The 14,314-nt window shown below is 70.7% G+C and carries 4 protein-coding genes; 2 read left to right on the plus strand and 2 right to left on the minus strand.

Annotated elements, in window-relative coordinates; all coding sequences use genetic code 11:
• Window positions 1-117 precede the first annotated feature (117 nt).
• Window positions 118-8,115, plus strand: a complete 7,998-nt coding sequence (locus PARN5_RS0116820) for an SdrD B-like domain-containing protein (RefSeq protein WP_026155518.1) — start codon at window positions 118-120, stop codon at window positions 8,113-8,115.
• A 23-nt stretch (window positions 8,116-8,138) separates the two neighbouring features.
• Window positions 8,139-11,699 (plus strand): hypothetical protein, encoded by a 3,561-nt coding sequence (locus PARN5_RS0116825; RefSeq protein WP_157404069.1) that lies wholly within the window; start codon window positions 8,139-8,141, stop codon window positions 11,697-11,699.
• 516 nt (window positions 11,700-12,215) lie between these two features.
• Here PARN5_RS0116825 and PARN5_RS22975 read toward each other — a convergent pair.
• Window positions 12,216-12,755: a response regulator transcription factor gene (locus PARN5_RS22975; protein ID WP_018000941.1), complete on the minus strand. Its 540-nt coding sequence runs from the start codon at window positions 12,753-12,755 to the stop codon at window positions 12,216-12,218.
• A 180-nt stretch (window positions 12,756-12,935) separates the two neighbouring features.
• Window positions 12,936-14,312, minus strand: a complete 1,377-nt coding sequence (locus PARN5_RS24990) for an SUMF1/EgtB/PvdO family nonheme iron enzyme (protein ID WP_018000942.1) — start codon at window positions 14,310-14,312, stop codon at window positions 12,936-12,938.
• Window positions 14,313-14,314 lie beyond the last annotated feature (2 nt).

Raw genomic sequence — 14,314 nt, forward strand, 5'->3', positions numbered from 1 at the left:
ACAGGACCCCGCCGCGTTCCGAAAAAATCATCAGCATTAGCGATTTATTCATCGGTCCTCTGCCAGAACGACCCTGCTGCCGAGGCTTGGGGCGGGCGATGATCGGGCCCGATTCATATGTTCAGAATCTTCACTCATCGCGAGTTCCCCTTTCATCGGGCGCTTTTCGGCCATCTGGTGTCGATCCTGCTGGGCTGCTGGCTGCTGGCATTCGCATCCCAGGCTGCGGTTGCGCAGTCCGTCGACTGGGTCGTCAATATCGACGATTCGGGATCCGATCCTTCGCCGGCCGGCGGGCTTGTCGACTACACCATCCGCATCGCGAACGATGGCCTGAGCCCGGCCCCGGCGACCACGCTTGGCCTTGATGTCCCAAGCGGCACGGTGCTGGAGGCGACGACCGGCGCGATTGCCGGCTGCGCGCCGCTGCCGGCCACAGGCCCGCAGACGGTGTCCTGTTCGGTGCCGGCGCTGGCGGCGGATGCCCATGCGAGCGTCACCGCGCAGCTGCGGACCTCGGCGCAGGGGACGATCGGCTTCACCGCCTCGATTCCGACCGGCATGGGCGGGGCGGTCGACGGCCAGCCCGGCAACAACGCGGTTACCGAGAACACCAGCCTGACCGCCGGCGCCGACATGGCGCTGACGCTGAGCGGGCCCGACAATGCCCCGTCGGGTGCGGTCGTGACCTATAGTTTCGCCGCCAGGAACAATGGCCCCGATCCGGTCAGCAACCTGACGCTCGGCTTTGCCGTCCCTGCCGGCCTGGCGAATGTCGTGCCGCCGCCCTCGGCGGGCTGCACGCTGTCTGCGGGCACCTATAGCTGCCCGATTGCCGGGCCGGTCGCGGCCGGCATGACGGTGACGCGCAGCTTCCAGGCGCAGGTTGTGCGGGCCTCCGGCCTGACCGTCACGCCGGCGGCCAGCATCGGCGGCGGCTCGGTCCCCGATCCTGTTCCGGCCAACGACAGCACCCAGAAGAACACCAGGATCGAGCCGGGCAGCGATCTGTCCATCAGCAAGTCGCGCGCGCCGGGCGGCATCATCCTGGTCGGCCAGCAGGTCACCTTTACACTGACGCCACGCTATTCCGGCGACAGCCCGCAAGGCATCGTCGTGACCGATACGCTGCCTGCAAACTACAGCCTGGTATCCTACAACGCGCCGGGCTGGAGCGTGACCACCTCGGGCCAGACGGTGACGGCAACGCGGGCCGCCGGCAGCGGGGCAGGGGCCAATCTGGCCCTTGGCCCGATCACCATCGTCGCGCGGGCGGATGCGGCCGGCAATGTCAGCAACACGGCGCAGATTGCCTCGGCCGCGCCGGACGACCCCAACCCCGCCAACAACGGCGCCAGCGACGGCGGCGTGACCATCCAGGCGCCGCAGGTCGATCTGCGCGCGAACAAGAGCGGGCCCTCGCCGGCGCTCTATGTCGTGGGCCAGAGCTACAACTTCGCCATCAGCACCACCAATATCGGCAACGCGGCCTTCACGGGCACACTGCGCATGACCGACCAGCTGCCCGCCGGGCTGCGGGTGACGCATGCGGCGCTGAACGGCTGGAGCTGCACCGCCCTGCCGGTGACGGGGCCGGCGGCCCTGAGCTGTCAGCGGGACTATGCCGCCGCCGCGCCCCTGGGCGTGAACGGGACCACGCCGGCCGTCACGCTGACGGCAGAGGTGACGCAGGCCGGGGCGCAGCCGAACGGCCTGACGGTCGGCTCACCCGATCTGCCGGATGAGTCGAACACCGGCAACAACAGCACCACCTATGCCGGCACCGCGGTGCTTGCGGCCAACAGCGCCGATCTGCGGGTGATCAAGACCGCCAACCTGGCCGCGGTTCCTTCGGGTGATCCGATCCAGTTCACCGTCGAGATCGTCAATGACGGTCCCGCCACCGCCACCGGGGTCACGGTCTCGGATGCGCTGACCGGGCTTCTCAACAGCAGCGCGGGGCCGAACAACGGCTTTGTCGGCTATGCGGCGGTGCCGGGCAGCGCGTCGGCCCCGTCCTGCTCGACCGCCTCCAACGGTTCGGGCCGCACCGCCAGCTGCGCCATCGCGACCCTGCCGGTCTGCACGGCGGGCAGCAATTGCCCGCGCATCATCTTTACCGTCAGGCCCGGAGGCAATGCCGGCGCGCGCACGAACACGGCCAGCGCCGTCTCGGCCGGCACCCCCGATCCGGTGCCCGGCAACAATTTGGGCAGCACCGGCTATGTCGTCACCGCGCTGGCGGATGTCTCCGTCAGCAAGACCGCGACTCCGGCGACGCCCGCGGTGGGCCAGCCCTTCGACTATGAGATCATCGCGCGCAACCTCAACAGCGGGCTCTCGCGGGCCGAGAACGTGACCATCACCGATACGCTGCCTGCCGGGCTGACCTTCATCTCGGCCACGCCCGGCAGCGGAAGCTGCGCGGTCAAGCCGATGGCGGACACGGCCATCGGCCCCGGCAACGATACGGTCAGCTGCAACCTGGGCGCCATCGCCGTCAACGCGCAGCGCAGCGTCACCATCCGCATGCGGCCCGACCTGGGCGTGCAGGGCGGATCGGTGACCAACACCGTCAGCGTCGCGACCACCAGCCCGGAAACCGAGACCGGCAACAACAGCTTCTCGCTGAACACGACCATCGCCGACCCGCAGATCAACCTGCTGGTCAACATGACCGACAGCGTCGATCCGCTGCCGGTGGGCAACGACACGGTCTATCGCATCACTGTGACCAATTCCGGGCCCTTGGCCGCGACCGGCGTCGCGGTAACGCACGACCTGCCGGGCGCGCTCGCCTATCTCGGCCACAGCCTGCCCGGCGACGGCGCATGCGGCACGGTCCCCACGGCGGGCGTGCCGGGTGGGCAGCTGGCCTGCAGCTTTCCCCTGCTGGCGGCGGGCGACAGCCGGGTGATCGAGGTGACGGCGCGCGGGTTGGCGAAGGGCGTGGCGTCGAGCCGGGTCGAGGTGGCATCGGCCGAAACCCGGGCCGGATTCGAGGCGAACCTTCTGGACAATGTCGCGACCCAGCCGACCACGCTGCGCACCCGTGCGGATGTCGAGTTGGTGTCGAACACCTCGGATCCGGCCACGGTCAATCTGCGCGATCCGTTCGATTTCCGGATCGAGCTACGCAACATCGCCGGTACCGGCCTGGCCGAAGCCGATGACGTGGTCGTCACCGGCACCCTGCCCCCCGGGGTCGAACTGACCGGAACCCCGACCGTCGCCATGGTCAGCGGCACGGCAAGCCTGTCCTCCTGCACCGGCATGGCCGGCGCGACCGGCTTCACCTGCAATCTCGGGACGATGAGTCCCGGTGCCGAACTCCGCATCACCGCCTCCTCGCGGGTGATTTCCGTCGCGGCCACCGGGCAGGTCTTCACCAATACCGCCGGCATCGCGACCTCGTCCTTCGAGGCGAATACCGCCAACAATGCCGGATCCGGCACCGTCACGGTCAACGCCAGTTCCCTGGCCGGCCGCGTGTTCCGCGATTTTGACAATGATGCCGCGGCGCATGGCGGCGATGCCGGGATCGGCGGCCTTGCCGTCACGCTGAGCGGCACCGCCTTCGACACGACGCCGGTCCACCGGACGGCGACGACCGCGCCGGATGGAAGCTATGTCTTCGCAGGGCTTCCCGCAGGGCATTACAGCGTCAGCCACGCCACCATCGGCGAGGCGGACCTGCAAGACGGGATGACGACCGCAGGCAGTGCGGGCGGCACGGCGACCGCGGACACGATCAGCGGCATCGCGCTGCCCGCCGCGACGCCCGCGACCGGCTACCTGTTCCCGAAAGTGCCGCGGGCGCGCATCGGAATCGCGAAATCCCTCTCCGGCGGGCTGGCGATCCATGCCGATGGCAGCTTCACGGCGGGCTTCGCCCTGATCGTCCAGAACCCCTCGCTGGAGGCGCTGGAGCAGATCGAGGTCACCGACCCGCTGGCCGGCGCCGCGCCTTCCTTCGGCAGTTTCGCGGCGCTTGCCAGCCCGGCGACCGACCCGCTGGCGCCAGGCAGTTATACCATCGTCGCGGCCCCCTCGGGCAGTTGCGGCGGTGCGAACGGCGGCTTCGACGGAGCGTCGAACGACAGCGTGGCCAGCGGCTTCAGCCTTGCTGCCGGGGCGCAGTGCAGCCTCGGCTTCCGGATCCGCGTGCGTCCGCCGGGGCCGCTTCCCCCGGTTCAGGCATCGGGCGGCCGTTACGAGAACAGGGCGCAGGCCGAGGGCACCGGCGCGCTGTCGGGCCAGACCAGGGCAAGCAACCCCGCACTCGCCGACGGTTCCAACAACGGCACGACGGTTCAGCCGGGTATTGCCTCGCCGACGCCGCTGGCCCCGATCTTCGCACCGTCCATCGCGCTGGTGCAGACCGTCGATGCCTCGGCCCTCTCCACGCCGCCGGCAAAGGGTGACCGGCTCAGCTACAGCCTGACGGTGACGAATACCGGCGACGTGACGCTGACGAATGTCACCGTGGCGGCTTCCGGAGTGGCTGCGGTTTCGGGCAGTCCGATTGCCGCGCTCGCGCCGGGTGCGTCGCAGGCGCTGACGGCGGTCCATGAGTTGACGCAAGCGGATCTGGATTCCGGCGAGGTCGTCAGCACCGCGACCGCCGAGGGAGACGCCCCCGATGGCGGCACGGTGGCCGACGTTTCGGGGACGGATCTGAGCAATGACGATCCGACCGTGGTGTCGTTGAGCGCCGCGCCCGCGATTGCGCTGGTGAAAAGCGCCGGTGTCTCGGCCCTGTCCGTGCCGGCGATGCGGGGAGACCGGATCAGCTATGATCTGACGGTGACGAACACCGGCAACGTGACGCTGACGGATGTCGCCGTGACCGACCCGATGCTGGGTGCGATCGCGGGTAGCCCCGTGGCCGCGCTGGCGCCGGGCGCGTCGCGGACCCTGAACGCGGATCACAAACTGACTCAGGCCGATCTGGACCGGGGCAGGGTCCTCAACACCGCCTTCGCCGAAGGCAAGGCGCCCGATGGCAGCACGGTGGACGATGTTTCGGGAACCGATGCGACGAATGACGATCCGACGGAGACGAACCTGGCTGCCCGGCCGGCAATCGCGCTGATCAAGACGGCGGATGCCTCTGCGCTTTCCGCGCCGGCGGCGGTCGGCGAACAGATCGCCTACAGCCTGACGGTGACGAATACCGGCAACGTGACGCTGACGAATGTCGCCGTGACCGACCCGATGCTGGGTGCGATCGCGGGAAGCCCCGTGGCCGCGCTGGCGCCTGGCGCGTCGCGGACCGTGACGGCCAGCCATGCGCTGACTCGGGCGGATCTGGATGCGGGCGAGGTCGTCAATACCGCGACCGCCGAGGGCGAGGCCCCGGACGGCGGCCGGGTGACGGATGTCTCGGGCACGGACGCCACGAACGACGACCCGACCGTGGTGGCGCTGACCGGGCGGCCCGCCATCGCGCTGATCAAGCTGGCCGATGCCAGCCGCATCTCGACACCGGCCGCCGTCGGCGACCGGATCACCTACAGCTTCGCGGTGGTCAATACCGGCAGCGTGGCGCTGAACGACATTGCGCTGACCGATACGATGCCCGGGGTCGAGCTGACCGGCGGGCCGATCGCCGCGCTGGCGCCGGGTGCGGTCGATTCGACCAGTTTCACCGCGACCTATCGCCTGACCCAGGCCGATATCGACGCGGGCGAGGTTCGCAACAGCGCGACGGTGACGGGCTCCGCCGACGGCGGCGGACTTGCAAGCGACATTTCCGGCACCACGGCCGGGGATGACGATCCCACCGTCGTTCCCATCGCGCCCGCTGCCGGGGCGCGGCTGATCAAGTCGCTGGCCGGAATCGAGGATGCCAATGGCAACGGCATCCAGGATGTCGGGGATGTGGTCCGCTTTGGCTTCAAGATCGGCAATACCGGCAATGTCGCGCTGCATGTCGAGAGCATCGAGGATGCGACCGCGACCGTCTCGGGCGGGCCGTCGATCATCGCGCCGGGCATGAGCGACGGCGGCAGCTTCACCGCCAGCCATGTGCTGACCCAAGCCGATCTGGATCGCGGCCATGTGCAGAACACGGCGGTGGTGACCGGCACGGCGGTGCGCGGCGATGGCAGCCCCATTGCCGGCCCCGGCGGCGCGCCGCTGCGGATCAGCGCCGGCTCGGATGCCGGGACCGATCCCGAGGGGCGCGCGCTTCCCGACCCCGAAGCCACGGAGACGCGGGATGGCGCCGGTGCCGCCGACGGCGATCCGGGCAACGACCCGACCGTGGTGCGGCTGACCCGGACGGCGGCGGTCGCCTTGATCAAGCGCTATGCCGGCTTTGCCGACGCCAATGGAAACGGCGTCGCGGATGCGGGCGATACGCTGAACTTCGCCTTCGCCGTCGCCAACACCGGCAATGTCGCGCTGCGGATCGCCACCATCGACGACCCGGCGGCCGCGGTCTCGGGCGGGCCGGTGGTCCTGGCGCCGGGCGAAACCGACAGCGCGACCTTTGCCGCGACCTGGTTGCTGGGCGATCAGGACATGCGGCGCGGCCATGTCCAGAACGCCGCCCGGGTCACCGGTCATGCGGTGACGACGGAGGGCCTGCCGATCCGCGACGGCAAGGGCCTGCTCGGCGCCACAGACGTCTCGGACACCGGCACCGATCCCGAGGGCGCGGCGCTGGACGATCCGCAGGCGGTGGAAACCCCGGACGGCAAGGGCGGGACCGACGGCGACCCGACCAACGACCCCACCGTGGTCACGCTGGGCCGGCCCGAGGTCCTGCTGAAGATCACCATCGCCGAGACGCCGGATCTCAACGGCAACGGCATCTTCGATGCGGGCGACCAGATCGTCTATGCCTTCACCGTGACCAATACCGGCAATGTCCCGCTGGAGGAGGTCACCATCGACCCCGACAGCCCTAGCCTGGACATGCCCGGATTCTCCTGCCGGCCGATCCGGTTGCCGGTGGGCGGGACCGCGGTGCTGACCTGCGCCGGCAATCGCTACACGGTCACGGCCGCGGATGCCCGCCAGGGCCAGATCAACCTGGCCGCCACCGCGACGGGCCGTTCGGTCGCGGGCGTGCGGGCGGTGTCCGACGCCACCGTGGTCTCGCCGACGATGCGGGCCGGCGGGCTGACGCTGACCAACTCGGCGGATCGCGGCACGGCCGTCGTCGGCGATCTGGTCGGCTATGTGCTCGACCTTGCCAATGACGCCGCCGGTATCGGCACGACCATCGACCTGGTCGATACCCTGCCCGCCGGCTTCAGCTATCGTTCCGGCAGCGCAACGGTCGGCCGCACCAGGGTCGAGCCCGAGATCCGGGGCAACCGCCTGACCTGGCGCGGGCTGAACCTTGCTGCGGGGGAAAGCCTGCGGGTGCGAATCGAGGCTCTGGTCGGCGGCGGCGTCCGGCCGGGTTCTCATGCGAGCCGGGCGCAGGCGTTCAGCCCCGCGACCGGCCGGCCGGTCACACCCAAGGCGACGGCCACGATCCGGGTCGAGGTCGACGCGGTCCTTGCCTGTGCCACGGTGATCGGCCGGGTGTTCGACGATCTGGACCAGGACGGTTACCGGAACGCGCGCCCCGCCGCAGAGGGGGCGGAAAAGGGCCTGCCGGGCGTGCGGCTGGTGGCGCCGAACGGGCTGGCGGTGACGACGGACCGGCACGGCCGCTTCAGCCTGCCCTGCGCGGCGCTGCCGCGCGACATCGGCGCCAATTTCATGCTGAAGCTGGACGAACGCACGCTGCCGCAGGGTTATCGGCCGACCTCCGAAAATCCGCGCGTGGTGCGGCTGACGCCGGGGATGCTGACGAAGATGAACTTCGGAGCCAGCCTGTCCCGGGTCGCGCGCGTGGATCTGTCGGCGCGCGCCTTCAGCGGCGACGATCCGCGCCCCGAGTTGCAGGATGGGCTGCGCCGACTCGTCGCCGAAATCGCGGCCCGGCCCTCGGTCTTGCGGCTGCGCTATCGGCTGGACCCGGGCGAGAATCGCGACGACGCCAGGGCTCGGCTGCACCGGGTCGAGGCCGCGCTGCGCCGGCTGTGGCCCGCGAACGGACGATTTGCCCCGCATATCGAGACGGTGGTGGAAACGCGGCCGGTGGGGCGCTGATGATGAGGGCGGATTTTCCCAGCATGAACCCGATCAGCAAGCGCAGGCTGGTGGCCTGCACCGCGCTTGCCCTGATCCTCTCGATGCAACCGGGACTGGCCCAGCGGGACGACCGGGGCTGCGCGCCCGTTCAAGGCGAGCTGCCCGGCGATTGCGCAGATGACCATGCCGGATTGGCGGCTTCACCCGCGTTGCCGCCCGGCGCGCAGCGCGAACCGGCCGGGGATCTGGGCGATCTGGGCTTTTCGATCGCGATCGATGCAGCCCCCGCGGCGCCGCGCCGGGCCGTTGCCGGCCCGCCGCCGGCGCCGGACGGGCCGCAGGCGGTGGTGGATCACGATCTGGACCGGCTGGATCTGCAGGTCAGCGTCGATGGCCTGGGCGCGCGGCCCGTCCTGAACGTCTCGACCGTCGACATGCGCAGCCGCTATCGGGCGGGGCAGGTGATAGGCTTTCGCACCGCGTCGAACTATCCCGGCTGGATCGCGCGGGCCGAGGTCATCGTGACCGATCCCGACCGCCCCGGCCATCCGGTCGCCGTGCTGCCCGCGCGCCCGAACGGGCTGATCGAATGGGCGATGCCCGCGGATGGGCCGGAGGAGCTGCTCTATGTGCTGCGGGTGCATGACCGGAACGGGCGTTACGACGAAACCGCGCCGCTGCCGCTGACCCGCGCCTCGGCACTGCCGGAAGGACCGGACCTGACCGGCCCGGTCGTCGCGGCGGCCGAGGGCGAGGATCGCATGGCGCGGCGCGGCATCCCGGTGCACGGCGCGGTGGTCACGGTCTCGGGCCAGGATCTGCCGGTCGGCGCGCGGCTGACCGTGCTGGGCGAGGCGGTGACGCCCGATGCCGACCGGCGTTTCGTGCTGCAACGCATCCTGCCGCCGGGCGAGCATAACCTGGACATCGCCATGGGCAGCCAGTCGCAGATCCGCCGCGTTACCGTGCCGCAGCGCGAGCTGTTCGCGACCGGCATCGCCGAGGTCACCCTTGGCCGGGACGGCGCGAGCGATGAGAACTGGCGCCACGGCCGGGTCGCGGGTTTCGTGCAGGGGGTTCTGGCCGACGGAACCAAGCTGACCGGTTCGGTCGATACGCGCGACACGGAACTGCGCGACCTGTTCCGCCATGGCGCCCGGCGCTTCCCCGACCAGGTGCTGCGCCAGATCGAGGATCGCGACGTCTGGGTGGCGACCGGCGACGACAGCACGGCGGAGAACCTCGCGCCGACCTCGGGGCGGCTGTTCCTGCGGCTGGAAAACGACCAGGGCCATGCGCTGTGGGGCGATTTCCGCCCCGAGGGCGACCTGGACCGCATGGTGCGCAGCGACCGCACGCTTTACGGCGCCTCGGCCGGCTGGCAATCGCCCGAGACCGCCGCCGATGGCAGCCCGCGCGGCCGGATCAGCGCCTATGCGGCCTCGACCGACCGGCTGAGCCAGCGCGACGTGTTCCGCGGCACCGGCGGCAGCACCTATTTCCTGTCGCACCGCGACATCGAATCGGGCACCGAGACGCTGCTGGTCGAGCTGCGCGACCGGGTCTCGAATACCATCGTCTCGTCCCGGCGCCTGGTCGAGGGGCGGGACTACCGCATCGACTATGTGCAGGGCGTGGTGATCCTTAACGCGCCGCTGCCGCCTTCGGCCAGCGGGCCGGGGCTGGTCGGCGACGGCACGTCTGGCGACCGGGTCGTCAACCTGGTGGCGCAATACGACTATGTTCCCGCCAGCGGCGCCGGCTCCGGCGACAGCCATGGCGCGCGTGCCGAAACCTGGGTCACGCCGCATCTGCGCTTCGGCGCCACGCTGGCGCAGGAAGGGGCCGGCGGGGCCGATAACCGGCTGGGCGGCGCGGACCTGCTGTGGAAGCGCAACGAGGACAGCTGGCTTTCGGCCGAGATCGCCGAAAGCGAGGGGCCGGGCTTCGGCCAGACGCTGTCGCTGACCGGCGGCCTGGATCTGGACCCGGCCAGCCCCACCGCCGGGTCCAAGGGGCTGCGGGCGCGCGGGACGCATGTCGAGGGGCGGCTCGACCTGGCCGAGATCGGCGGTGCGGGCCATGTCTCTGCCTTCTGGGACCGGCGGGACCAGGGCTTCACCGCGCCCGACTGGAACGTGACCGTGGGCCAGCGCAGCGCCGGGCTTGACGGGCAGGTCGGGATCGGCCCGGCGACCGCCCTGACCTTCGGCGCGACGCGGTTTCGCGACGATGCCGGAAAGCGCGACGACCGCGAGCGCATCGGCATCGACCACAGGCTGAGCCGCCATTGGCAGATCGAGGCCGAACTCGCGCATCGGGGCCGCGCCAATCCCGGATCGCGGGCCGCGGGCGAAAACGGCACAAGCACCGATGCCGCCGCCCGCCTGACCTGGCACCGCGACGACGACCTTTCGGCATGGATCTTTGGCCAGGCCAACCTGTCGCGCTCGGGCGACCTGCGCCGGGACGACCGGATCGGCGTCGGGGCCGAGGCGGCGGTCTTCGACCGCCTGCGCGCCCTGGCCGAGGTTTCGCAGGGCACCCAGGGCGCCGCCGGGCAGGCGCAGCTGACTTGGACCGCCAGCGCGGCCAGCAGCTATACGCTGGGCTGGCGCGAGGATCCGACGCAGGTCGACAGCCTTGCCAGCGGCGAGCGGCGCGGCCTGACCTTCGGCGCGCAGCGGCAGATCAACCGCGCCTGGACCTATACGACCGAGACGATCCGCAGCGGCATCGCCAGCCGCCGGTCGCTGGCATCGACCCATGGCATCAGCTACACGCCGGACGGGCGGTGGCGCCATGATGCCGGGCTGATCACCGGGCGGGTGCTGGAACCGGACGGCACCACGATGCGGCGCAGCGGGCTGTCCCTGGGCACGCAATTCTCGAACGGAGAGGATCAGGCCGCGAAGCTGCGCGCCGAATGGCGGCGCGAGCGCTCGGACGATCCGCTGCGGCTGGCCGGGCGCGAGAGCTGGATGGTCACGGGCGAGTTCACCTGGCGCACCGATGACGACTGGCGCGTCGTGGGCGCGCTGGATGCCGTGATCTCGCAGGGCGAGGACGATCTGCGCGACGGCCGCTATGTCGAGGCGATGCTGGGCTATGCCTATCGCCCCATCGACAGCGACCGGCTGAACGCGCTGCTGAGCTATACCTACCTCGAGGATCTGCCGGGCGCGGATCAGGTCAATATCGACGGCGAGACCGACGGGCCGCGCCAGCGCAGCCATATTCTGAACGCCGCCTTCAGCTATGATCTCGACCAGCGCTGGACGCTGGGCGGCAAATACGGCTTCCGCACGCGCCGGCAGGCGGACCGCGACCGGTCGGATCTGGTGACATCGACCGCACATCTGGCAGTGCTGCGGGCGGATTACCGCATCGTGCATCGGTGGGACGTGATGGCCGAGCTTCGCGTGCTTCACGCGCCGCGCGCCTCGATGACGGAATACGGCGCGCTGCTGGCCGTCTATCGCGAGATCAGCCCGAACGCGCGGATCGGCCTCGGCACGGCCTGGGGCGGAGTGTCGGACGATCTGCGCGGGGTGGCGCCGGCCAAGCGCGGGCTGTTCGTGAACCTGATCGGCAAGTTCTGAGCGCCGGTTCCCCAAAAGGCCGTGACCCGGTCTCCGGGGCCATGAGTGGCGCGCCTTCGGTTCGCTGGCAGCATTGCCTCGATTCAGCGACCGGGCTGCGCGGCGCTGACGGTATGGCCGGCCGACCGGAACAGTGCCGGGGGCCGCATGTGCATCGCGCCATTACCGCCACCGACCGACCCACGCCCGCCGGCGGGTTGCCCATGAGCGCAAGACAATGCAAAGCCAGCCAGGCCGATCTGCTGCGTTTCTGGCCTGCACGATCGACGATCTGCCCAGGATCGGATCACGAGAAGCGCCGATGGTGGTGCCCGAGCCGCGGGCCTCGGATTCGCCTGATGGACTTGAGCAAGGGCTATTGATCTCGTCCCACAGCCGCGGGACAGGCGCCACGCCCGCGGCAGGGGCCATCGGGCAAGGCCTGGTCACCGGCCAGCCCAGCGCAAGACGCCGACCTGTGCCGCGTTGCCATGCGGCGGGGCCCAGCTCGAGCCGAGTCCGATGCCTGATCCGGCGCTATTTCGCCGCCATCGCCTCGCCGGCGCCGCGCAGCATCGCCGCCGCCTCGACCCGGTTCTGGACGTTCAGCTTCACGATGATGTTGTGCACATGGTTCTTGATGGTCGGGACCTCGAGGCCAAGCTGGCGCGCGATCAGCTTGTTCGACAGGCTGTCGGTCAGAAGCGCCAGGATCTGATATTCGCGGCTTGAAAGCTTGGTCAGCCGCTGCACCTCGCGTTCGCGCAGCGAGATCTGCAGAAGGTGTTCCTGCAGCAACCGGCTGATCCGGGGCGGGCAGACCAGGTCGCCCCGCAGCGTGGCCTGGATGATGGTCACCAGATCGTCGATCGACTGGTCGACCGTGACGCAGGCCGCCGCGCCGGCCTCGACCGAGGCCAGCAGCGCACATTCGTCCCGGTCCAGCCCCAGCGCCACGACCGGCTTGCCCCGGGCGGCGGCAAAGGTGGCCCGGACGCCTGCCGCCGGGTCGCCGGACTGGCTGGCACGGACATCGACGAGCACGGAATCGACCCGTTCCAGCGCGCGGCCATCCATGCAGCCGGGACCGTCGCATGCCAGGATGGCGTGGATTTCCGGGCGGTCGGAGAGCGCCTTCTGAAGCCCCTCCCGGTAAATGCGATGTTCAATGCAAAGCAGTAACGAGAACCGATCCATACCAAGTAATCTCCTGTTCAGGAGGACCTCATGGGCAGTGCAATCAATCACAGGGAAATATCATAACACGAAGATCAACCGGTGGCTTCGAGATTCTGACGCCAGGGCAGGCCGCCGGTTGGCCGGCACCGGCGATGCCGCTCCGCCGGCGATCAGGGGCGGCTCATCGGGGCCGGGGTCCAGCCATTCGCCGGGGCCGCGGATCAGGCCGGACAGGCCCAGGGGCGAAAGGTCGACGGGGTTTGCGGCATTCATGCCCCAGGGATAGCGCCGGCCGTCCGCGCCGCGCGCGGCCATTTCCCATTGGTCGGGCGTCGGCAGGCGTCCACCCAGCCGGGCCGCCTCGGCCTGCGCGGCGGCCAGGGGAACGGCGGCGCGCGGCAGGCTGTCGATATAGAAGCCGCGCTCGAGCGTCACCCGATGCGGCGGGTTCGGCACGGTGCCGCGCGGCGCCAGCGCCGTGCCGAGCCGGTAGGTGCCGGGCGGCACCCAGGTCAGCAGGGCGCCATCGGCAAGGGCCGGCCCGGCGGGGCCGAAGATCACGCCCGGCGCCGGTTGCGGCGGGGTGCCGACCGGCAGCGGCTGGCTCAGCGCCGCGGCCGTGTCGCGCAGGCCCGGTGGCAGGCGGTCGGGATCGCCATCCAGCATCGCCTCGACGCCGGGCGGAAGCGCCTTGCCCGCCGGTCCGCCGAGGCGCACCAGCACGGCATCGCGCACGGCGAGGATCATGCGCGCCTCGTCATGGGTCACGCCCTCGGATTTCGTCTCGGGCAGGCGGGTGCGGGCGACGGCGCCGGCAAGAGGGGGCAGGCGCAAGCTGCCGGCGGCCAGCATCGCGGTGACGGCGATCTCCCAATCGGGGTCGGTCAGCGCACGGGCCAGGGCGCCTTCGACCCGGGCCGGCTCGGCCGGGCGGTCGCGCATCCACCAGCGCATGGCCTGGAGCTTTTCGCGGCGCCAGCCGGGAAGCGCGAACAGCGCGGCTGCCGCATTCGTGGGCGACAAACCCGCGCCAGGACGGTCGAGCAAGGCCAGGGCCCGCTCGGCGATCACCGGTTCCGGATCCGCGACCAGCGCCAGGGCGCAGACCGCGGCGATATGCGGGTCGGCACCCTCGGCCGCCTGCAAGGCCGCCAGCCGGTCCAGGGCATCCGCCGAGCGGGCAAGACCAATGATCTCGCCCGGCGGCATGAAGGCGAGGCCGGCCGGAACGAAGGTGCCCCGGCCATGGCGCAGGACCAGGTTGCGGGTCGCGAGGTCGCGCAGCAGCCACAGCGTGGCGCCGCCGTTGCGCCACGCAACCGGGCCCGGATCGACCGGCGGGTCCAAGGGCGACCAGCCCGCGGCCCGCAGGCGCCGGACGGCCGCGTCCCAATCCAGGGCGCGCGTCAGCACCTGCGGGGTCGTCGGTTCCGGTTCGGGGCGCGGGCTGGGCATCG

The organism is Paracoccus sp. N5, assembly GCF_000371965.1.
In the GTDB taxonomy this organism is placed as follows: Bacteria; Pseudomonadota; Alphaproteobacteria; order Rhodobacterales; family Rhodobacteraceae; genus Paracoccus.

Coding starts and splice junctions, on each gene's coding strand:
- PARN5_RS0116820 (WP_026155518.1), top strand. CDS start 118: ATGTTCAGAATCTTCACTCATCGCGAGTTCCCCTTTCATCGGGCGCTT.
- PARN5_RS22975 (WP_018000941.1), bottom strand. CDS start 12,755: ATGGATGGCCGCGCGCTGGAACGGGTCGATTCCGTGCTCGTCGATGTC.
- PARN5_RS0116825 (WP_157404069.1), top strand. CDS start 8,139: ATGAACCCGATCAGCAAGCGCAGGCTGGTGGCCTGCACCGCGCTTGCC.
- PARN5_RS24990 (WP_018000942.1), bottom strand. CDS start 14,312: ATGCCCAGCCCGCGCCCCGAACCGGAACCGACGACCCCGCAGGTGCTG.